Here is a 20,935-nt window from a genome sequence, read left to right on the forward strand (position 1 = left end):
TCCTGGGTCATACGAGGGTCGGGGCGAACGTCGGGGCGGGAGTAGTGCCGGGAGTCATGCGCGCTCCCGGGTCTTCCTGCGCATCTGGTCGATGTAGACGGCGGCGACCAGGACGACACCGACGGCGACGTCCTGCCAGTACTGCTGAACGCCGATGACGATCAGTCCGGTGGTGAGCACCGCCGGGATGAACACGCCGATCACGGTGCCCAGGACCGACCCCCGCCCGCCGAAGAGGCTGGTGCCGCCCAGCACCACCGCGGTGATCACCTTCAGGTTGTCGGTGGAGTGCCCGGCGATGGACGTCGTGCCGTACGAGGCCAGCCACATCACCGCGCCGAGACCGGCGAGGAGCCCCATCAGGCCGTAGACCTTGATCAGATGGCGGCCCACCGGGATGCCCGCGCGGCGGACGGCGGTCGGGTTGGAGCCGATCGCCAGGGTGTGGCTGCCGAACTTCGTGGCGCCGAGGACCGCGCCGAACAGGGCGGTGACCACCGCGGCGAGGATCACCATCCACGGGATGCCGAGCAACTTGCCGAATCCCAGGCTGTTCTGGAGGTGGGTGGCCGCGGCGCCCGCCGGGTCCTGGCCGCCGGTGGCGAGTTCGGCGATGCCCAGTGCCGCGCCGAGCCCGCCCAGGGTCACGATCAGCGGGGGCACCTTCCCGGTCGCCACCACCGCTCCCTGCAGCGCGCCCCAACCCGCGCCCACGGCAAGGGCGATGACGACACAGACCGCGACCGTGAACCAGCCCGCGGTCGGGCCGCCGTGGTGGATGTTGTACTCGCCAGCGGCCACCGCCGCCAGCACCAGCACCGAGCCGATCGACAGGTCGATGCCCGCGGTGATGATCACGAACGTCATGCCGACGCCGAGCACCAGATAGATGGCCGCGTTCACGGCGATCTGCGTGATGTCGTACGTGGTGAAGAACTTGCCCGGTGCCGCGATCGTGAAGAACGCGACCAGCGCGACGAGGATCACGAAGGTCCACAACTCGCTGATGCCGGCGGCCCGTCGGAGCCACGGGGGTATCGCGAGGCGTCCGCCGTCGGCCGGTGGCGCGGCCTGCGCGGGGGCGGCCGGTTTGATGTCCTGGCTGTCGGTGCTCATCGCCCGTCCTCCGCTTGTGTCGCACCGGTCGGGGCGTGGTTCCCGCCGGGCGCGGGCTCGTCCAGCGATCCGGTCATGGCGCCGACGAGTTTCTCGATCGTGGCGTCGGCCGCGGTGAACGAGGCGACCCGGCGCCCCAGCCGCAGTACTTCGACCCGGTCGGCGACCGACAGCACCTCGGGCATGTTGTGGCTGATCAGGACGACGCAGATGCCCCGGTCGGCGACCCTGCGGACGGTCTCCAGGACCCGGGCGCGCTGGACGACGCCCAGGGCGGCGGTCGGCTCGTCCATGAAGATGACCTTGTTGGCGAAGGCGACCGCGCGCGCCACGGCCACCGACTGCCGTTGCCCTCCTGACAACGTTGTCACAGGAGCCGTCACATCTTTCAGCTCCACGCCGAGTTCACCGAACGCCGCGATCGCCTGCCGGCGCATGGTGGGCCGGTCGAGCACGCCCAGGCGGCCGAGCAGGCCTCCGCGGACAAGTTCCCTGCCGAGATAGAGATTTGCCGCCGCGTCCAGGTCCGGCGCGAGCGAAAGATCCTGGTAGACGGTCTCGACTCCGTGCCGTTGCGCGTCCATCGGACCCGTGAAGCGGACCGGCACCCCGTCCAGGCGCACCTCGCCCTCGTCCGGGGTGAGCACGCCCGAAAGGACGTTCACCAAAGTCGACTTGCCGGCGCCGTTGTCACCGATCAGTGCGACGACCTCGCCGGCGTACGCCGTGAAGTCGGCGCCCGAGAGCGCCTGGACATGGCCGAAACGCTTGACCACGCCGTGTGCCGCGAGAAGTGGTTCTCTTGCAGAGGCCATGCTGTGCTTTCTGGTTGGTATCGTTAACAGTTCGTCGATTCTGGGAGGCCCGTGAGTGGGCGTCAAGGGTCGTGACGGACAGGGATTCGGGCGGACGCCGGCGGCCCTTCGGTCCGGTCGCACCGGGCGAGATCTGGAGGACGCGGCGTGGCCAGCCGTCCCAGGATGAAAGATGTGGCCGCGGAAGCGGGCGTGAGCGTGATGACGGTGTCCCGGGTGGTCAACGGCGAGGCCGGCGTGGCGCCCCGCACCGCCGCCCGGGTGGCGGCCGCCGTCCGCAAGCTGGGCTATCAACGCGACGACGTGGCACGGCAGTTGCGCCGCAGGGACCGACTCAGCCAGACCATCGGACTGATGGTGGACAACGTTGCCGACCCCTTCATGGCCGCCGTCGCCTCGGCCACCGAGGACGTCGCCCACCGGCGCGGCAACATGGTCCTCATCGGCTCCAGCCGGGCCGATCCGCGCCGTGAACGCGAGGTCGTCGCGGCCTTCACCGCGCGCCGCGTCGACGGGCTGATCCTCACCCCGGTCGCGGGCGACCACCGTTTTCTGCGCTCGGCGCAGGCGCGGGGGACGAAGATCGTGTGCGTGGACCGGGCGGCGCCGGGCCTGGACGTGGACACCGTGGTGGTGGACAACTTCGGCGCGGTACGGCAGGCGGTACGCCATCTGATCGCGTACGGGCACCGCCGTATCGGCTACCTCGGCGACAAGCCGGAGATCTGGACCTTCGGCGAGCGCCACCGCGGCTATCTGGCGGCGCTCGACGCCGCGGGCATCGACGCCGATCCGGCGCTCGCCCGGCACGGGCTGCGGTCCGGCGCGGACGCCGCCCGTGCCGTCACCGCGATCCTCTCCGCACCGGAGCCGCCGACGGCCGTCCTCGCGGGCAACGAGGTCCTCGCGCTGGGCGTGCTGGCCGTGCTCCCGGCGACGGTCGCGTTCATCGCCTTCGACGACATCGCGCTCGCCGCGCGGCTGACGCCGCCGGTCACGGTGATCGCGCAGGACCCGGTCGCCCTCGCGACGAGCGCCGCGCATCTGCTGTTCGCCCGGATCCACGGGGACACGTCACCGCCGCGCAGGATCGTCATGCCGACCGAGCTGATCCCGCGCGGGTCGGGGGAGATCCCGGGCCCCGGTACGCCGACCGCGACTCCTCGGCGCTGACGACTCCCGGCCCCCGTCCCGCGTACGGTGCCGGTCGTTACGCGCGAGGCCGCTCGAAGGTGAGGAGCAGGCCCTCGACCGCGCCGGGGCCGATGCGGCCCTTGACGTCGGCGGCGGTGATGGCCTTGAGGCCCCAGCCGTCCTCCGCGTGCTTGTTGAGGACCTTCTCCAGCTTGTCGCCGTCCAGCGCGTCGCCAATCAGCGACTCCCGGAAGCTGACGACCTTGTACTCGAACGTGTAGGCGTTGCTCATGGCTGCGGTGTCCTCCTGTGCGTGCGCACGGTGTGCGGTGGGCGGGGCCAGCCAATCATGGCGGGGCGTTCCCGCGCAGGCCGGGGGTGGTTTCGTGGCAGAGCCACCAACTGGTGCTGGGGCGCGGGGAGTTGTTCGGCCCCGGCGTCGAAGGGGCGCCGACGGGCAGGTGATCACGGGGCGCCACGGCGGTCGTGTCACCCCGGACACGGCGGCGCGGGGCCGTAGCGTGACCGCTGACTCGCGCTGACGCGAACGGATCCCATGGAGGTGCGATGTGCTGGAGTGCGAAGGCCGACCTCGTGGCCGGAGCGGCGGTCGCCGCCGTAGGAGTGGCCTGTGTGGTTCGGGCGCGACGGCGGACCGATCTCCCGCTGGCCGCGCTGCCGTTGCTGCTGGGCGCCCACCAGATCGTGGAGTCCGCGGTGTGGGCCGCCGACGGGGGCAGCGGGCCCGCCACCCTCGCCTGGGCCGTCATCGCCATGCCGCTGCTCGCGGTGTGGGTCCCGATGGGCGTGTGGTGCGCCGCGTCACGGCGGGCCCGGCCCCGGATCGCCGTGCTGGTCGCGCTCGGCGCGGCGACCGCGGCGGCCCTCGCCCACGCCCTCGCCGCACACCCCGTGACGGCCGAGATCCGCGGCCACACCCTCGGCTACGTCGTCGACCTTCCCTACGCCCAACTGGTCATCGCCGGCTACCTCGTGGCGACGGTCGGCTCGCTGCTCCTGTCCGGTGAGCGCGGGCTGGTGGTGCTGGGGATCCTGGTCACGGCCGGCGCGCTGGTCTGCTGGACGCTGTGGGAGCTGGAGTTCGTCTCGACGTGGTGCGCGGTCGCCGCGGTGTCCTCGGTGGTCCTGTTCTTCTGGGTGAACGGGCGCGACCGGGAGCCGGGGAGGCGGCCCTACGTCAGTGCGGGGCGCGGCAGGTCCACAGGCTGAGGTCGCTGCTCGTGGCGACGGCGAGGGTCTGACCGGAGGGTGAGAAGCCCGCGGCGCGCAGCTCCGAGTAGTTGGCGTCGAAGACGTGCCACCACGTCTCTCCGGCCTGCCCCTTGTGGATGCCGTGGCCCGTCGAGAGGACGACCCGGTCGTGCGGCCACTCGGGGCTGACGACATTCACGGTCCAGCCGTCGGGCGAACCGCTGTGCAGACCGCCACCGAAGAGACCGGCGATCCGTACCGGAACGCCCGCGATCGGTCCGAGGCCGGGGCAGACGAGATTCACGTCGTCGGGCATGCAGGTATCGGGATCGGGGTCCCGGTCGCGGGCGATCTTCTCACCGGTGAACGCGTCGAAGAGTCCGTGACCGTCGTTCGAGACCACCATCGCGAGATCGTGCCCGGTGCCGGGATCGGTGGCGAAACCGATGCCGAGCAGGCCGCCGACAGGGGTCCTGTTGTCGAGCACAGGGCGCCAGGGCTCGGGCGCGGGCATGAGGGGGGCGGCGAGGCAGCGGTCGCGGAGCCGCTGCTGGTACTCGGTGAGCAAGGGGTGTCTCCTCGGTGCGATCGGCGACGAGGATCCCGCAAGGGCCGGGTGCGCGTCGAACGATATCCAAGTCGCCCCGCAGACTAAGTCGTTGGTGTCCCGCGGTGCTCTCGGGTTGGATGACTCCATGGATCGTGTCGACGCAGAGCTGTTCACTGACGGTGGGAACGATGCCGTGGTCCGTCTCCCCGGTCGCCGGTTTCCCGGTGTGCTGATCCAGGGGGACTCCCTTCACATCCTCCGCAGCGACGTCGCCGAGGTGGTGGAAGCCTGCGGTCGGGGCGACCTCGCCGACGCGGGGGAGTCCGCGGGCCTGCTGCTGGCGGGCCTCGACGCGCTGCTGGCCCGCTACTCCGCGGCGTTGGAGAACCATGGGATGAAGCGGCCGTACTGATCGGGTCCGCCCCCTTTCATGCCACCCGCGCTCACACCTCCCGGTGCTCGATGCCCAGCAGGCTCGCCGCCGCCCGGAAGTCGCCCGTGTGATGGCCCAGCGCGAGGGACCAGTGGTGGCCCACCCCCGACGCGCTCCACGCGTCGACCCACTCGCCGGGGTCGCGGCCGAAGTCGACACGGCTGGTGGTGTTGCCGATCGCGAGCAGCGGTCCGGGGACGACGGTGCCCTCGGACGTGATGAACGACAGGGTGCCGTCGGCGTCCTGACCGAGACCGAGGAGGGTGACGGGCCCGTGCTGGACGTCGAACTCCACGCTGACGCCCCAGCCGCGCTTGCCGTGAAAGACGCCCAGGCCGCGCAGCAGCGGGTCACGGGAGCTGACGGCGAGATGGGCGGGTCCGTCGTGGCCCATCTCCACCACGCCGTCCTCGAAGTCGAGGGCCTGGATCTCGGTGAAGGAACCCCCGGCCCCGATGCTCTGCGTCGCCAACTGGGCCAGGCTGGTGCGGAGTTCGTACTCGCCGGCGGCCGGCACGCCCCGGGCGGTGAGCAGCGAGGCACCCAAAATCATGCCGGCACCGAGCCGTTCGTGCGCCTCGCCGTCGAGTCCCCGGTGGTAGTAGGCGAGGGTGTCGAGGCCGAAGTCCTCGACGAGCCGGTCGAGGGCGACGGACACGGTCGCCCCCCACGCGAAGTCCTCGTCGACCACGCTGTCTTCCACGGCGAAGATCCGCCGGGCGAGCGCCGTGCGCTCACGGGTCTCGGCCTCGCTCACCCGCTCCACCCGATGCCGTAGATCGTCGAACTCCAGCACCTCGACATGCGAGCCGAACGTCGCCGGGAGCAGTGTCAGATCGGTCGACACGTCGAGCATCCCCGGATAGAGGTGTCCCATCAGACCGTGCCGGGCATGGCGGAGCGCGGCCCGTACCCCTGCCGCCCGGATCCACTGCTCGATGCGCCGCCAGGCCGACTCCTGACGCAGCCAGCCCGACACCGAGCGGAAGGGGATGCCGGCCCGCCGGAACACGTTGCCCACCTCGGGCACCGGGCACTGCCCGCAGTAGGCGAGCCAGGCGCCCGTGTCGAAGGAGGCGTGGTCCATCCGCTCGGACGGCTGGAGGTCGATGACCAGGACGGGGGTGTGCGAGCGCTGGGCGATCGGCAGCACCATCGACGAGGTCAGGTACGTCGTCAGGAACAGCACGATCAAGTCGCAGTCGGCCCGCCGCAGTTGCTCCGCCGCTGCCGCTCCTTCCGCGGCGTCGGAGATGAAGCCGACGTCGGTCACCTCCGCGTCCATCCGCTGGAATCGCTCGGCGACGTACGCGGACGACTCCTTCAACTGCGGGAGCAGGTCCGGGAACTGGGGCCAGTAGGCGCCGAGGCCGCCCGCCACGAGTCCGATCCGGGTGCGGCGGCGGGGCACCGGGGGGAGCAACTCTCGCAGGGCGGCGGCGCGTTCTGCGGTCACGGTCATGGGGTCGGTCGTAGTCATGCGGGGTGTTCCTTCCGGGTTCCGGTGCGGTCTCAGGTCCGGGCCACGCCAAGTCCCTTGACCCGAGCGTCCGTTGTCTCGGGGGAACGCCGGATGAGGACATGGATGACGTACACCCCCGCGACCCCCGAGGCCGCCATGCAGAGCGTGATCAACCACAGGAGGAGCGACGCGCTGTAGTCCATCAGGGCCGGCGTGACGAACGCGACGCCCGCGAAGACCCCGCGTGACAGGGCGTAGGTGAGGCCCTGGGTGGTGCCGCGGGTGTCCGGGGGCAGCGTGAGCTGCGACCAGACCTTGTAACTCGCCTCCCCGGCAAAGGGGTTGGAGATCTGGTACAGCACGAAGAAGACCAGCATGCCCGCGAGGGCGCCGGCCGTGAGGGAGGCGATGCAGAAGGCCACGACCTGCACGACCGTGAAGACGTAGAACAGCCGGTCGCGCCAAGGGGTGTCGGCGATCCGCACGAAGACGAAGGTCAGGACCAGCGCGATCGGCAGGAAGGCCAGGTTGATCCCGGTGGCCAGGCTCTGCGAGGCACCACTGACCGTGACCAGCAGATACGTGCCGAACTGGCCGAAGGTGTTGGCTCCGATGCCCCAGGTGACGTAGTAGACGAAGGTCGCGGCCATCGGCAGCAGCGCGGCGCGGTTCCACACGTTCTTGAGCTCGATGCCGCGCGGGGCCGCGGTCTCCTCGGCGGTCGACTCCGGCTGCTCGTCGGGCAGTTCGAGCCGGGCGCGGAGCTGCCAGGTGACCAGCGCGGCGACGACCAGATGGCCGGTGATGAACCGGGCCCCGGTCATCCCGGTGTCCGACAGGACGTAGCCGAGGAAGATCACGACGACGATGCCCAGCACCCACATGACCTGGGTGAACGACACGAGACGCGCCCGGCCCTCGGGAGGCGCGGCGTCCGAGACCACGGCCAGGGACGTCGGCAGGTCGGCGCCGGCGGCCAGCCCCGCGACGAGCACGCCGACGAACAGGACGATGTCGTTCGGCGCCAGCGTGATGACGATCGCGCCGATCGCGTAGCAGAGGATGTCCAGGTTGTAGACGCGGCGGCGCCCGAACATGTCGGCGAGCCGTCCGCCGACGAGGGAGCCGACCGCGATGCAGCCGGTGACGATCGCGCTGATCGCCCCGGCCATCCACACGCCCATGTCGTAACTGTCGCGGTAGATCGCCAGGTTGACGGCGATGCTGACGATGAGCGCGGCGTCGAGGTAGGAGGCCATGCCCGAGAGGGCCGCGACCTTCCACAGGTGCTTCGGAATGGGCTGTTCCGCGTGTTCCGGTGCAGGTGAGAATCGGATCATGATGCGGCTCCTCGCGGCTCTGGGCCGGGGTCGCAGTGAATATAGGGTCCAAAAAACGTTCCAACAAGCCCTCGTGCACGTATCCGTCACGCGTCCGGAGCAATCCGGGTCGGCCTCCTTCCCGCGCCGTGGATCCGGTGCCAACATCGCAGGTGGCGGACGCCTGAGCCGACATAAAACGTTTTTTGAGCCGTGAGGTGACCGAGCCGCACTCGGAAGGACCAACATCGTGATCTCGCCCGCGCTGCAGCAGCTCTTCGACGCCCCGCCCCGGGACTTCGGCCCCACCCCGCTGTGGTGGTGGTCGGGCGCCCGGGTCACCCGCGAGCGCCTCGACCGGCAGTTGCGCAGCTTCGCGGACGGCGGCATCCACAACCTCGTCGTCATCAACCTCGCCCCGGCCGGCCCGGCCTTCGGCGCCCGGACCGACGACCCGCCGTGGTTCGGCGAGGAGTGGTGGTGCCGCTTCGCCGACGCCTGCCGGATCGCCCGGGACATCGGCACCCGCCTGTGGTTCTACGACCAGATCGGCTTCTCCGGCGCCAACGTCCAGGGCGCCGTCACCCGACACCACCCGGAAGCCACCGGCCGCGCCCTGCGCTCCCGCACGGCCACCGTCACCGGCGGCACGGTCGCCCTGCACGGAGCCGAAACCCTCGTCGCCGCCTACGACTTGACGGGCCGTCGGCTGTCCGCGACCCCCGACTCCGGCCGCGTGCGGATCCCGGCCGCCGAGGGGACGGACGTACGGCTGGTCGTCGCGGTCCCCACGGCCTTCGACTACCTGGACCCGCACGCCGTGGGCCTGCTGCTGGACGCGGTCCACCACGAGTACGACCGGCGCGTGCCCGAGTACCTGGGCAATGTCATCGCGGGCAGCTTCCAGGACGAGTTGCCCGGCACGAACTCCTGGAGCCACCGCTTCCCCGCCGAGTTCAGCGCCCGTCGCGGCTACGACCTGCTCGACCATCTGCCCGCCCTGTTCGGCCAGTTGACCACCCGGGCGGCGAAGATCCGCGCCGACTACTACGCGGTCCGCGCCGAACTCACCGAGGAGGCACTCTTCAAGCCCCTCGCCGCCTGGCACCACGAACGCGGCATGCTCGTCGGGGCCGATCAGAGCAACCCGGCGCGGGCGGGTTTCCCGGCCCAGTCGACGCAGATCTACACCGACTACTTCCGCACCCACCGCTGGTACGGCGCCGTCGGCAGCGACCACGAGGGCGACTCCAAGGTCCACTCCTCCATGGCCCATCTCTACGGCCACGAGCGCGTCTGGATCGAGGCGTTCCACTCCTCCGGCTGGGGCGGCACACCGGCGGACACCTACGACTGGCTCCTGCCGTTCCTGCGCAGCGGCGCCAACCTGTACAACCCGCACGCGAGTTACTTCGGCACGGCGGGCGGCTGGTTCGAGTGGGCGCCGCCGTCCACCGACTGGCGTCAGCCCTACTGGCAGCAGTATCCGGCGTTCTCCCGTGCCGTCGCCCGGATCTGCTCGATCATGTCCTGGGGCACCTACAGCGCCGACGTCGCGGTCCTGCACCCCACCGCCACCATGCAGTCCCTCATCCCGCTGGACACCCCCGTCCAGCACTTCGGCGACGGCCGTCTGGGCAACGAGCACGCCGACGTCGACGAGACGCAGCGCCACTATCTGGACCTGTGCGGCACGAACAACTGGGTCGACCCGCACCTCGGTTCACTGGACCGCCACCGCATCTCCTACGACGTCATCGACGACGCGTCCGTGCAGCGCGCCACGGCCGCCGAAGGAGCCCTGCGCGTACGGGACTTGGCGTATCGCGCGGTGCTGCTGCCGTCGGCGAGCGTCCTGGAGGAGGGGACGGCACGGCGACTGACCCAACTCCTCGACACGGGCGGCCGGTTGGTGGTCGTGGGCCGTCCGCCTGCGACGGCTGCCGGTCGGGCCGGTGACGACTCCGTCGTGGCGGCACTGCTGAAGCACCCGCGACTGGAGCGGGCGGGCGACGCCGAGGCCGGAGCGGCGGCGGTGGCCGACCTCGCCGGTCACGCGACCGGCGAGCTGCCCATCCTCGTCAGGAGAAAGGGAGTTGAGGCGGTCGCCCTGGTGACGGGCGCCTTCCCCGACGCCCGGACGCTGCCGGGAAACGCCGACCATGTGGCGGACCCCGCGCGGTACGCCCGCCACTCGACCGTCACCGTGCGTGCCCCGGTCGCCGAGGCCGAGATCTGGAACCCGGCGACCGGTACCCGCCGCCCGGCCCAAGTCACCGTCTCCGAGGGCCGTTCGACCATCGAGGTGCCCCTGGAGGGCGCCCCCGCCGTCCTCGTCGTATGGCGCGAAGGCACTCCACAGACACTCCGGACGGCGGCATCAACTCCCGTGCAGGAGCGGGCGATCGACCTCTCGACCGGTTGGGAGGGCCGCCTGGTCCCCACCATGGACAACACCTGGGGCGACATGGCGCTGCCCGCGGGCACGTCCGTCGCCGAACCGCAGATCTGGACCATGGAGTGGACCGAGACGGACGGCCACGACGCGAGTGGGGAGCGGACCCGGGCGACCTACGGCAACCGGGTCCGCGTCCTCCCTCCGGTGCCGTCCGCCCAGGCCCCCGAACCGCTCGACGGGCCCCGTGCCCAACAGGTTCTCTCCGGAGAGCTGCCCCTTGCGCCCGCCGGCACGGACTGGCGCGTGTCGCTCTACTCCTCCAGCCGTGGAATCCCGGACCCGGACGGCCTGCTCGGCAACAAGGGCCTGGTGCCAGAGGAGTTCGTACGGGTCCCCGTGCCCGGGCCCGGAACGGTCGCCCGGGTCCGCTCGATCGTGGAGACGGACCACCGCGGCCCCGCCGATCTGCACATCGGTGCGGCAGCCGCGAAACGCGTGTGGTGGAACGGCGGGCGACTCGACACCGGCAGCGGCTATCTCGCCACCGCCCGTGTGCGGATCGGCAGTTCGCGCAACGTCCTCGAATACGAGCTGGCGGAGGCCGAGGACAGGCCGAGGCTGATCTCCGGCTCGGCGGACACACCGTTGGGCAGCTACTTCTGCCTGACCCGTCCGGACGGGTTCGGCCCGCGACCCCGGTTCATGTGCCTCCCCGAGGACGTACGGCCGTCCGGACGCGTGACGTATCGAGGCGGGCTGTACGGCCCTGGTCCGGCGGTACTTGTCGTGGGGGCCGCGGTGGGTGTGACTGTGCTGCTCGACGGGGTGGTCGTCGCGCGGCAGGAGAAGGTGGAGTACTACGAGTCAGACTGGGGCGCGGTGCCGATGTTCTTCCGGCATGAACTCGCGCTCGGGGAAGGCGAACACGTACTGGAGCTGGTGGCCGACGCCGTCCAGCCGCGCGAGGCGCTGTTCGTCGATTGCGTGGCGAGTGGGGAGGGTGTCGTGAACTCCCTTGTGAGCGGCGCCGGTTGGGAGGCGGAGACGGGGGAGTGGCGCGGTCGTACCGTTGAACACGAGGGCCGCTGGGGCGAGTTGCAGCACTGCTACGCGGCCGTACGACCGCACCCGTTGCCGGACACCGAGTGGCTCACCGGCGCGCCGGTGCTCGGCGCCGCCGTCCTGCCGCTGAGGGCCACGGACACTGTCCGTGAACGCGTCCAGCGGTTCCGCTTCACCGTGCCGGCGGGCACCGAATCGCTGGACCTGCCACTGGAGTTGCCCGCGAGGGTACGGATCGGCGACGGCACCGTGACGCGGCTCGACGGGCAGGTCCTGGCACTGGATCGACCGCTCCCGCAGGCCACGGAGGTCGAGGTCGTCACCGCGCCCACGGCCGTACGGAGGGGTGGCTCCGCCTGGCGCGGACCGGTACGCGTGCGGACCGTACCGGCTGAACTGCCGCTGGGGGAGTGGAGTTCGGTGGGACTCGGAAGCTGGAGCGGGGGTGTCACGTACGCGCGGGAGGTGGAGGTGCCGGCCGGGCCGGACCCGGTGCTGGATCTCGGGCGGGTGCGCGGCAGTGTGTCGGTCGTTCTCGACGGCGAGCGGGTCGGAGAGGCGTTCTGTCCGCCGTACCGCTTCCAACTCCTGGGCGCCGCAGGGCGGTTGGTGCGTCTGGAGGTGACGGTCAATAACACTCTGGCGCCGTATCTCGCCGAAGCCACTCCGACCGCCTGGGCCTTCCCGGCTCAGCTCGCGTCGGGGCTGATGGGGCCGGTGACGCTACGGATTCCCGGCTGACAGCGGCCGGGTGGAGTCCCGCAGGACGAGGTCGGGCGCGAACACCCGGGTCTCATGGGCGTGTTCGGCGCGGGCCTCCACCTCGTCGAGCAGCATTCCCACGGCCGCTCTGCCGAGTTCCTCGACGGGTTGCCGGACCGTCGTGAGGGTCGTGCCGACGAAGCTCGCGATGTCGAGGTCGCCGTAGCCGACGACCTGTACCTCCTCGGGTATCCGCACCCCCCGTTCGCCCAGTCCGCGGCAGAGTCCGGCGGCGAGGAAGTCGTTGGTGCAGAAGACACCGTCGGGCAGTTCGTCGAGTCCGCGGGCGATCTCCAGGCCGTAGGCCACCGTCATCTCGTCGGCGACGAGTTGGCGGATCCGTGCCTCGCGGCGGGTGCGGACGGCCTGCCGGGCGCCCTGGTAGCGGTCGGCGCACTGCACGATTCCGCGTTCGCCGTTCACGACGAGGATGTCGCGCGCCCCGCAGTCCAGGAGGTGCTGCACGGCGATCCGGCCGCCGGCGATGTCGTCGACCGAGACGGAACAGCCGTCCTGGGCCGGCAGCGCACGGTCCGCGAGGACCAGGGGGATGCCGCGCTCGCGCAGCCGGGTGAGCCGGGTGGGGTCGGCGCCGAGCGGCACGACCACCGCGCCCACGGCCCGCTGTTCGATCAGCATCGTGAAGTAGCCCTGCTCCCGCTCGGGGGCGTCACCGCTGTCGCAGAGCACGAGGGAGTAGCCGTGGTCGTAGGCCGCGTCCGCGGCGCCCCGGGCGATGCGCGAGTAGAACGTATTGGCCACGTCGGGCAGTACCAGGCCGATCGAGGACGAGTGCCCGGTGCGCAGCCCGGCGGCTCCCGGATGGGGTACGTAGTCCAGCGCGGCGACCGCGTCACGGACCCGCTCGGCGGTGCGGGCGTTGACCCGCTCCGGCCGGTTCAGGACGTTCGACACCGTGGACACCGAGACGCCCGCGGCGGCCGCGACGTCCTGAATACGGGCGGGGCGAACCTGAATGGCGCCCACCCCCCTCGCTGTGACAGCCGTGCGACCAGGCACGACGCGGTTCTCATGGGCGGCGACAGTCTACCTCGACGGGTGTTGCAACGTTTTCCGCCGGGTGCCTGGCGGAGATGAGGGCCGTGGCCAAATCGGCCTGTGATCAACAGGGTTAACATGGGGTTATGGCTGAGGGTTCGGGAGTCGATGCTCCGACGGAGGGCGGCCGCCCGCTGAGGCGCGATGCCGTCCTCAACCGGGAGAAGATTCTGCGTGCCGCCCGGGAGGTGTTCGGCCGGCACGGGCTGGGGGTCACGCTCGACGACGTGGCCCGGCACGCGGGGGTCGGGGTCGGGACCGTGTACCGGCGCTTCCCCGACAAGGAGACCCTGGTGCGGGCCCTGTTCGAGCAGGATCTCGGGATGCGGCAGGCGTCCGCGGAGCGGGCACTCGCGCATCCTGATCCTTGGGAAGGGTTCGTGGACTTCCTGACGGAGATGGGGGCCGACCTCGCCGAGAACCGTGGTCTGCATGAAGTGATCATGTTGGGGAGCCACAGTTCCGAGCCCATGGAGACGGTGCGGGGCGGGATGCTCCCCTTCCTGGAGGCCCTGATCCATCGGGCGCAGGAGAGTGGGGATCTGCGTGCGGAGGTCACGCCCTCCGACATTCCCGTCGTCGTGCAGATGCTCAGTGCCGCCAGCCAGTTCACCCAGGGCAAGCGGCCCGACGTCTGGCGCCGCTACTTCGAGATCATTCTCAACGGCATCCGGCAGCGCCCCGACAACCTGCCGCTCACGACACCGAGCTTGGGCAACGAGACGGTGGAACAGGTGATGGGCCTGGTCAGGCCCGCCTCCGTGGAGGAGGAGTAGCAGGTCCGTCGTACGCACGGACCTGCCACCCGTGTTTCAGGAGGACGGTCCCCAGTTGTCGCCGCTGGGAGTGGCCGAACTCGGCGTCGTCAGCGGCAGGTTGACGAAGGACGCGGCCTGTGGGGAGCGTTCGACGGTGTAGGTGCCCCCGGCCAGGTTCGCCAGTTCCTGCGGGGTCGGGGCGACGGGGAAGTGGACGTCGGCGGGCGGTTGGCTGTTGATGCTGATCCGGATCCGGTAACCGGCCGGAATCCTGGTGAAGTTGGACAGCAGGGAGATGTCGTAGCGGGTCGTCTGCCCGGGTGTCACCGGGCGCTGTGACGCCTGAGTGAAGGGGTGACCGGGTTTCAGCAGGGTGCCGTTGTCGCCGTACCAGCTCTCCTGGGTGTCGACGGCGCGTTGGCTGCCCAGGAGGATTCCGTCGGCCTGCTTGGTCACCGTTCCGTCCGGGGCGACGATGCTCAGCTTGGCCGACAGCTCGGTCTCCGGTGTCGTCGACTTCGCGTAGAGGGTGACGTCGGTCGGGCCGTCGAGCAGGGCCGCCTTGGTGAGCGGGGCGGTGGTGTACGTCAGCGTGTCGGCCGCCGCCGCGCTCCAGGAGAGCGAGTCGCTGCCCTGGTCCGTCGGTTTCCCGGTGATGAGGGAGCCGTCGCCGAGGTAGTAGGTGCGGGCGTCGGAGGAGAGGGGCCAGGCGGCGCTGTCGACCCAGGTGTTCGCGCCGTTCTCGAACAGGTGCAGGGGCGTCGAGGTGTCGGCCATGCCCGTGGGCGCGTTCTTGAGCCAGGTCTCGAACCACTCCAGGCGGATGGCCTGCAGTGCCTCCTCGTTGACGTGCTCGCCATGGGTCCAGGGCCCGACGATCGCCTGGTATCGCCCGGTGACGGGCTCGTCCGAGGAGATCGGATCGGTCAACGGCCGGTGGTAGTAGGCGTTTTGGGCCGACACGTAGGCGCCGAGGTTCCCGCCGGGGAAGAGGTCGTTCCAGCCGGCCTCGGTCAGTGCCGGAATGTTGTTGCCCACGATCCGCGGCATGAGCTTCTGGACGTTCAGCGACTGCCAGTAGGCGTCGTTGTACGAGCGTGAGCCGCCCGACGCCTGCTGGGCGATGGTCACCGACTGCGGGTCGGTGGCGGGGTCGTCCTCGGGGCCGCGCGGCTCGGCCTGGGCGATGCCGGCCACGAAGGGGGTCGGGATGCCGCCGTTCGCGGTGAGGTCGTTGTAGAAGTCCGAGTCGGTGCAGAAGGGTGTGATGGCCTTGAGCGCGGAGTTCTTGCCCACGGCCGCCGCGGTGAACCACTGGTTCACCCCGAGGTAGGAGCAACCGTCGAGCCCCACCTTGCCGTTGGACCCGGACAGCGTGTGGGCCGCCCAGTCGACGAGGTCGGCTCCGTCCTTGCCCTGCCGGTCGCCCATCCAGTCGACCTGCCCGCCGGAGTCGCCGGTGCCGCGTACGGCGGAGGCCACGTAGATGTAGCCCCGCTGCACGAAGTAGGTACCGGTATCCGTGGGGTCGGAGCGCTGGGCGCCGTAGGGATTCTGGGTCAGGAGCACGGGGAACGGGCCCGACGCGCGTGCGCCGGTGCCCGGGTCGGTCGGATAGACGACCTCGACGGCGATCTTCACGCCGTCGTCCATGGTGACGGTGGTGTGGACGGGCGCGCTCGCCGCGTAACTGGCGGCGGGCGGCTGCCAGTTGGTCGCGTGCGTGGGGAGCGTGGTGGCCGTCGTCCGGCCTGCGGCCACGAGGAGGAGCACAGCGGAGGCGCTGCTCAGTACGGAGACCCTGTGGGGCAGCTTGATCCGGTTTCTTGCCTTGGGCTTGTTCATGCGGCTCCTTGGAACGGGTGGGGGGTTCCGCGTCACGCCGCCTGCGCGGCGGCCCGCCGGTCGCGGGTCAGGGCGAAGAGCGGGAACACCGTGCGTCCGCGGATGTCGTTGGTCAGCTCGGCCAGGACCAGATAGAAGGCGACGGCGGCCAGCACGATCTCGACGTAGCCGGCGGTGTGCAGCACCGAATCGCTCGGCACGCCCGCACTCGAAGCGCCCAGGTAGGCGGTCACCAGCAGCACGATCGTCAGCGTCAGCAGGGAGAACGCGCTCACGATCACCGCGTTCGTACCGAGACTGGCGACGGCGAAGACCAGCGTGACGACCAGCCAGGCGATGAGGAACAGCCCCAGCGACTGCATCACGGCATGTCCGCCCGCGGCCGCCGAGGCCTCCGCCGACGCTCCGCCGGCCTTCGCCGCTGCCGCCGCGGCTCCCGCGATGTGGGGTGCGGCCCAGAACTCGATGACGGTGTAGCCGAGCCAGAACGCCCCGTACGCCGTGAGGAACGCGGCGGCGAAGGTCGCGCCGGAGGCCAACGCGAAGAAGCCGGCGACGAGTTGGACGAGACCGCCGTAGAAGAAGGTGCCCGCCAGCACGATCGTGCCGTCGGCCGCGTCGATGACGCCGGCGGTGTGCAGGCCCAGGATGAGCGAGCACCACGCGAATCCGGCCGCCCCCACGGCTGTCGCGTGACCGATGTGGGAGGTGGTGGTGACTGCCGGGACCGGCGGGCTCTGGGCAGCGTGAAGCGACACTTCGGCCATGGTGATCAACCCTTCTGGAATGTCGACAGCGGGGGCGCTCGGCCCGTGCCGTCTACCGAATGGTCGGTAGTTTGGGAACGGCCGTTGGGGCTGTCAAGGGATCGAACCGAAGTGGAAAACGCCCTCGATGCCGCTCCGGCGGCGCCTGTCGACGGGCGGGCCGCGGAGCGGGGGCGGCTTCAGGGGTGCGTCGTCGGCGCGCGGATGTCCGGCATCTTCCCTGGTGGGGAGGGGTGCCTGGAGTCCCGCCCGGAGTTGCCGGGCGGGCGGCGGGTGATCATCCGGGAGGGTCGGGTCGCGGGGCTTCCCGGGCCGAATAAAGTGGAGATATATTCTCCACAACGGGGGAGCGGGGGTTCCTCGGGGCGACGAGGAGGTCCTATTGGGGGAGCTGTCCGCGGAGGCCGCCGAGGATGAGGCCGAGTCCGAACTCGAAGCGGTCGTCGAAGTTGAGGATCTCCTCGACGGGGGTGGAGAACAGTTGGGGGTACGTCTGGCGAGCGCCGGGGAACGTGAGTCTGTCGCGGGCGTCGTCGGTCAGGCCCTGCTGTTCCAGGGCTTCGCCGAGGACGTGGCAGAAGACGGTCGACGTGGCCCAGAGGGCGACGACCCCGTTGAATCCCGCGCGCCGCATGACGCCGACGAGGCACTCCGCGAGCGTCGGGCTGTGCCGTTTCGCGGTGTAGCTGCCGCCGACGATCCGGGCGCCCTCGCGCTGTGCCGGCAGGGCCTGCCGCAACTGTCCGGCCAGGAGGGGGATCTCGGCCTCCCAGTCGTTCTCGGGGGTGTCCGGCAGTGCGTTGGCCAGGATCGCTTCGGCCATCTCGTCCAGGAGGGCCTGTTTATTGCTGAACACGCGGTAGATGGCGGGCAGTTGGTGCCTTTTGGCGTCCGCCAGTCGGCGCATGGTGAGGGCGTCGTGCCCGCCCTCGTCGCCGTTGAGCATGCGCTCCGGGGCGCCACCGTGCGGATGAGGTCGATGAGTCGACGTCATTACTGGAAACGCGGTTGCCCCAGTCGCCGGCGTGCGCGCTGCACCGGGCCCGCGACGGGCACCTCCCGGGGGAGTGTGCGGATCGCGACGGAGCCCCAACTTGCTTAGGCGCGCGGGGAGTTGGCGATCAGCCTCAGTGTGGCGATCTCGGCTCGGTCGACTGCGTCGCCGGGTTCATCCTCGCCGTCCAGGACCGCCTGCTGCCCTGACGGCCCGGCCCGGCATCGCGGCGGGGGTGGCGGAGGGGGCGCTCGCGGAACGGCTGGTCCACGCGTTCATCGGTGCATGCGGCCCCACGTGTTCATCTGCGCGCGCAGCCCCGTGCGTACAACCCCACGCGCTAGGAACGCGCGACGGTCTGATCGTCATCGGCGTCCGACGTGGCCGTCCGCTCGGCGCGATCCGCGGTGTCGGGATCCGAGATGTCGGGACCGTCGATGTGTCCCGTGCGGAGCTGTTCGGCGGCCCAATGGGCCCACTCCTGTTCCAACACCCGCTGGCGGATGCCGTGTTCGAGGACGAGCCTGCCGCACACGGTGAGCATGTCCTTGTCCCACTCCTCCGTGTCCCGGAGGGCGACCAGGGTGTCGTGCTCCTTTGCCGAGGCCTCCGCGTGGTCGAGGAGTCGCTGGACAGCTTCCTCTCGCGGCAGGAGCCCCAGGAAGAAGGTCTGCAGCAGCATCGGATTGCGCTGCGGCCTGCTCTCCCGGTTCTCGGTCAGCCAGCGCAGGGTCTCCGCGTGCCCCTCGGGGGTGAGCGAGTACTGCTTGCGGCCCCGGGGACCCTCCTCCGTGACCTTGATCAGACCTGTCGCGTCCAGCTTGGTCAGCTCGCCGTAGATCTGGCTCTGCTTGGCGGGCCAGACGTAACCAAGCGAGGTGTCGAACATTTTCAGCAGGTCGTAGCCGCTGCCGGGGCGGAAGACGAGGAGTCCCAAGAGGGCGTTGCGAAGGCTCATGCCCACAACCCTAACGCCTGGCACTCCAATATTGACAGGTCGAAAACTACCCATGCGGATTCTGTGCGTCCGGGCGGGAGGCCGTGTGGAGGCCGGACGCGGCCGTAGGGGTTTGCGCAGGTGGGGCCCGCGCGGGCCCGCGGGGGCGGTGGCGCGGCGGACTTTCGTTCAATATTCCATTCTTGACATGTTGATTGCGGAGCATCTAGCTTCCACCTGTCAAAGTTGGAACGTCGAGTTGTAAGGAAGTTCAACGTGGGCATCATGGGCTATTTGCGTGGGTTCTACCCATGGATCGCGGCAGGCTTCGTCTCCGCCGTGGACTGGCGCTGGGGCGCGGTGGCCGGCGTCGTCGTCGGTGTCCTTCTGCTGCTCCAGGACCGGCGCAGGGGAGTGGCCATGGACGCGATGGTGCTGGAGATCAGCACCATCATCTACTTCCTCATCATCGGAGCGATCGCCTTCAGCTCGCCCGACTCGTCGATCCAGGACCACAGCGACGTCATCTCGTTCGTCTGGCTCGCCGGGACGGCCTGGGGCAGCATGGCGCTCCGCAGCCCCTTCACACTCGGGATCGCCCGTCGGCAGACGCCCGAGGAGTACTGGGACACCCCCGGCTTCCTCTCCGTGAACAACGCCATCACGGCCGCCTGGGGATCCGGGTTCACGTTCATCGCCGTGGTCCTGGCCATCAGCAGCGCGACCGACGCCCCCGCCTGGGTCGGCATCACCGCCCACGTCGTCGGCCTGGTCGCCCCCGCGGTCTTCACCTCGATCTATCCCAAGCGTGTCCAGGCGCGCCTCGAAGCCCTGCAAGCAGCGTCCGCCTGACCAGCCAACCCAAGGAACTCCCCATGAGTACGGACAAGACCCCACCGCCTCCGCACCTGGCCGGCAACTTCGCCCCCGTCCCCGACGAGATCACCGTCACCGAACTCGCGGTGACCGGGGCGATCCCGCCGGAGCTCACCGGCTGGTACCTGCGCAACGGACCCAACCCGCACGAGGCCGCCTCCGCCCACTGGTTCACCGGCGACGGGATGGTGCACGGAGTCCGCCTCGACGGCGGCAAGGCCACCTCGTACCGCAACCGCTGGGTCCGCACCCCCACCTTCGCGACGGGCGCCCAGGTCTACGGCCGGGACGGCGGGATGAACCTCGCCGCGGGCGTCGCCAACACCCACGTCATACGGCACGCGGGCCGCACCCTCGCCCTCGTCGAGACGTCCTTCCCGCAGGAGCTGAGCTGCGAGGCCGGGCGCGAGCTCGACACCGTGGGGCCCTACGACTTCGACGGCCGCCTGCGCACCCCGATGACCGCCCACCCCAAGACCTGCCCGGTCACCGGCGAGCTGCACTTCTATGGATACGGCGGGCTGTCGGCGCCGTACCTCACCTACCACCGTGCCGACGCCGACGGCGAGTTGACCGTCAGCCGGCCGATCGACGTGCCGGCGCACACGATGATGCACGACTTCTACCTGACCAGGAACCATGTCGTCTTCATGGACCTGCCCGCCGTGTTCAGCATCGAGCGGGCCATGGATCCGGACGGGGGCATGCCGTACGTCTGGTCCGACACCTACGGAGCCAGGCTCGGCGTCCTGCGCAGGGACGATCCGTACGGCGACATCCGCTGGTTCGACATCGACCCCTGCTACGTGTTCCACACCCTCAACTCCTATGAGGAGAACGAGGGTCGGCGCCTCGTCCTGCTGGGCATGCGGTACCCGTCCCTGCGGGACGGCGTCACCGTGGCGACGGCGGCGCACCTGTGGCGGTGGACCATCGATCTCACCACCGGCGCGATCAGCGAGGAGCAACTGGACGACCACCCGGGGGAGTTCCCGCGCATCGACGACCGACTCGCGGGCCTGCCCGCCGACTTCGGCCACGCCACCGCGGCGCCCGTCCCGGAGCTCCCGCAGTACGACCCGAACGAGTCGCGCGCCGCGATCCACCGGTACGACCTCCGCAAGTCGAGCGTCGCCAGCCACTACTTCGCTCCCGGACGCTTCCCGGGCGAGGCGGCCTTCGCCCCCGCCGACGACCAGGCCGGCGGCCCCGGCTGGCTCATGACCTACGTCTACGACGCCTCGACCGACCGCAGCGACCTGGTCATCCTGGACGCCGACAACCTCACCCAGGAGCCGGTGGCCACCATTCACCTGCCCCGACGGGTGCCCGCCGGATTCCACGGCAGTTGGCTGGCGGACGCCTGACCCACGGCACCCGGCCGAAGCCGTGAACGGTGAGCCGTCCTCCGGGCCCGAGGGTTCCGGCCCGGAGGA

General features: G+C 70.4%; 18 protein-coding genes. 7 read left to right on the forward strand and 11 right to left on the reverse strand.

The genetic code is table 11. The features are described from left to right. Positions 1 to 54 precede the first annotated feature (54 nt). Both OG223_RS49530 and OG223_RS49535 read right to left on the reverse strand, forming a co-directional pair. Positions 55 to 1,116 carry an ABC transporter permease gene (locus OG223_RS49530; protein ID WP_329264010.1) on the reverse strand — a complete coding sequence of 354 codons (1,062 nt, stop codon included), beginning with the start codon at positions 1,114 to 1,116 and terminating at the stop codon, positions 55 to 57. Continuing rightward, complete coding sequence (locus OG223_RS49535) at positions 1,113 to 1,931, reverse strand: ATP-binding cassette domain-containing protein (protein WP_329264012.1); 819 nt, start codon at positions 1,929 to 1,931, stop codon at positions 1,113 to 1,115. Before OG223_RS49535 ends, OG223_RS49530 begins: the two co-directional genes overlap by 4 nt. A gap of 165 nt (positions 1,932 to 2,096) precedes the next feature. Between OG223_RS49535 and OG223_RS49540 the strand changes: the two genes are divergently transcribed. Further along, entirely contained in the window at positions 2,097 to 3,104 is a 1,008-nt protein-coding gene (locus OG223_RS49540; protein ID WP_329265870.1) for a LacI family DNA-binding transcriptional regulator, read from the forward strand. Between the two features lie 37 nt (positions 3,105 to 3,141). Here the strand turns inward: OG223_RS49540 and OG223_RS49545 are convergent, their stop codons facing one another. Further along, positions 3,142 to 3,357 carry a DUF4177 domain-containing protein gene (locus tag OG223_RS49545; protein ID WP_329264014.1) on the reverse strand — a complete coding sequence of 72 codons (216 nt, stop codon included), beginning with the start codon at positions 3,355 to 3,357 and terminating at the stop codon, positions 3,142 to 3,144. 275 nt (positions 3,358 to 3,632) lie between these two features. Here OG223_RS49545 and OG223_RS49550 point away from each other — a divergent pair, with 275 nt between their 5' ends. Further along, entirely contained in the window at positions 3,633 to 4,295 is a 663-nt protein-coding gene (locus tag OG223_RS49550; RefSeq protein ID WP_329264015.1) for a DUF6629 family protein, read from the forward strand. On the opposite strand, the gene OG223_RS49555 is transcribed toward OG223_RS49550, so the two are convergent. Next, positions 4,264 to 4,845 (reverse strand): hypothetical protein, encoded by a 582-nt coding sequence (locus OG223_RS49555; RefSeq protein ID WP_329264017.1) that lies wholly within the window; start codon positions 4,843 to 4,845, stop codon positions 4,264 to 4,266. The genes OG223_RS49550 and OG223_RS49555 overlap by 32 nt on opposite strands. Before the next feature lie 127 nt (positions 4,846 to 4,972). On the opposite strand from OG223_RS49555, the gene OG223_RS49560 reads away from it, so the two are divergent. Beyond that, the gene (locus tag OG223_RS49560) at positions 4,973 to 5,239 is read left to right on the forward strand and encodes a DUF6959 family protein (RefSeq protein WP_329264019.1); all 267 of its coding nucleotides are present in this window, start codon (positions 4,973 to 4,975) and stop codon (positions 5,237 to 5,239) included. Between the two features lie 31 nt (positions 5,240 to 5,270). Here the strand turns inward: OG223_RS49560 and OG223_RS49565 are convergent, their stop codons facing one another. Both OG223_RS49565 and OG223_RS49570 read right to left on the reverse strand, forming a co-directional pair. Continuing rightward, on the reverse strand, positions 5,271 to 6,740 hold the full coding sequence (locus tag OG223_RS49565) for an arabinose isomerase (protein WP_443073814.1): 1,470 nt from the start codon (positions 6,738 to 6,740) through the stop codon (positions 5,271 to 5,273). A 32-nt stretch (positions 6,741 to 6,772) separates the two neighbouring features. Further along, entirely contained in the window at positions 6,773 to 8,062 is a 1,290-nt protein-coding gene (locus OG223_RS49570; RefSeq protein WP_329264021.1) for an MFS transporter, read from the reverse strand. 229 nt (positions 8,063 to 8,291) lie between these two features. Here OG223_RS49570 and OG223_RS49575 point away from each other — a divergent pair, with 229 nt between their 5' ends. Next, positions 8,292 to 12,242: a glycosyl hydrolase gene (locus OG223_RS49575; protein ID WP_329264023.1), complete on the forward strand. Its 3,951-nt coding sequence runs from the start codon at positions 8,292 to 8,294 to the stop codon at positions 12,240 to 12,242. On the opposite strand, the gene OG223_RS49580 is transcribed toward OG223_RS49575, so the two are convergent. After that, positions 12,225 to 13,250 (reverse strand): LacI family DNA-binding transcriptional regulator, encoded by a 1,026-nt coding sequence (locus OG223_RS49580; RefSeq protein WP_329264025.1) that lies wholly within the window; start codon positions 13,248 to 13,250, stop codon positions 12,225 to 12,227. The two genes, OG223_RS49575 and OG223_RS49580, sit on opposite strands and share 18 nt — an antisense overlap. Positions 13,251 to 13,408: 158 nt before the next feature. On the opposite strand from OG223_RS49580, the gene OG223_RS49585 reads away from it, so the two are divergent. Then, the gene (locus tag OG223_RS49585) at positions 13,409 to 14,098 is read left to right on the forward strand and encodes a TetR/AcrR family transcriptional regulator (RefSeq protein ID WP_329264027.1); all 690 of its coding nucleotides are present in this window, start codon (positions 13,409 to 13,411) and stop codon (positions 14,096 to 14,098) included. A gap of 36 nt (positions 14,099 to 14,134) precedes the next feature. Here OG223_RS49585 and OG223_RS49590 read toward each other — a convergent pair whose 3' ends face one another. The 4 genes from OG223_RS49590 to OG223_RS49605 all read right to left on the reverse strand — a co-directional run bounded on the left by OG223_RS49590 (position 14,135) and on the right by OG223_RS49605 (position 18,644). After that, the gene (locus OG223_RS49590) at positions 14,135 to 15,925 is read right to left on the reverse strand and encodes a CocE/NonD family hydrolase (RefSeq protein ID WP_329264028.1); all 1,791 of its coding nucleotides are present in this window, start codon (positions 15,923 to 15,925) and stop codon (positions 14,135 to 14,137) included. 32 nt (positions 15,926 to 15,957) lie between these two features. After that, a complete protein-coding gene (locus OG223_RS49595; RefSeq protein WP_329264030.1) occupies positions 15,958 to 16,692 on the reverse strand; it encodes an acetate uptake transporter in 735 nt (244 codons plus the stop codon). Positions 16,693 to 17,071: 379 nt separating this feature from the next. Further along, a complete protein-coding gene (locus OG223_RS49600; RefSeq protein WP_329264032.1) occupies positions 17,072 to 17,686 on the reverse strand; it encodes a TetR/AcrR family transcriptional regulator C-terminal domain-containing protein in 615 nt (204 codons plus the stop codon). A gap of 340 nt (positions 17,687 to 18,026) precedes the next feature. Next, complete coding sequence (locus tag OG223_RS49605) at positions 18,027 to 18,644, reverse strand: PadR family transcriptional regulator (protein WP_329264034.1); 618 nt, start codon at positions 18,642 to 18,644, stop codon at positions 18,027 to 18,029. Positions 18,645 to 18,908: 264 nt separating this feature from the next. Here OG223_RS49605 and OG223_RS49610 point away from each other — a divergent pair, with 264 nt between their 5' ends. Beyond that, positions 18,909 to 19,475, forward strand: a complete 567-nt coding sequence (locus tag OG223_RS49610) for a hypothetical protein (RefSeq protein WP_329264036.1) — start codon at positions 18,909 to 18,911, stop codon at positions 19,473 to 19,475. 23 nt (positions 19,476 to 19,498) lie between these two features. After that, on the forward strand, positions 19,499 to 20,866 hold the full coding sequence (locus OG223_RS49615; RefSeq protein ID WP_329264038.1) for a carotenoid oxygenase family protein: 1,368 nt from the start codon (positions 19,499 to 19,501) through the stop codon (positions 20,864 to 20,866). Positions 20,867 to 20,935: the final 69 nt, after the last annotated feature.

Origin of the sequence: Streptomyces sp. NBC_01478, assembly GCF_036227225.1 — a bacterium.
GTDB lineage: Bacteria > Actinomycetota > Actinomycetes > Streptomycetales > Streptomycetaceae > Streptomyces.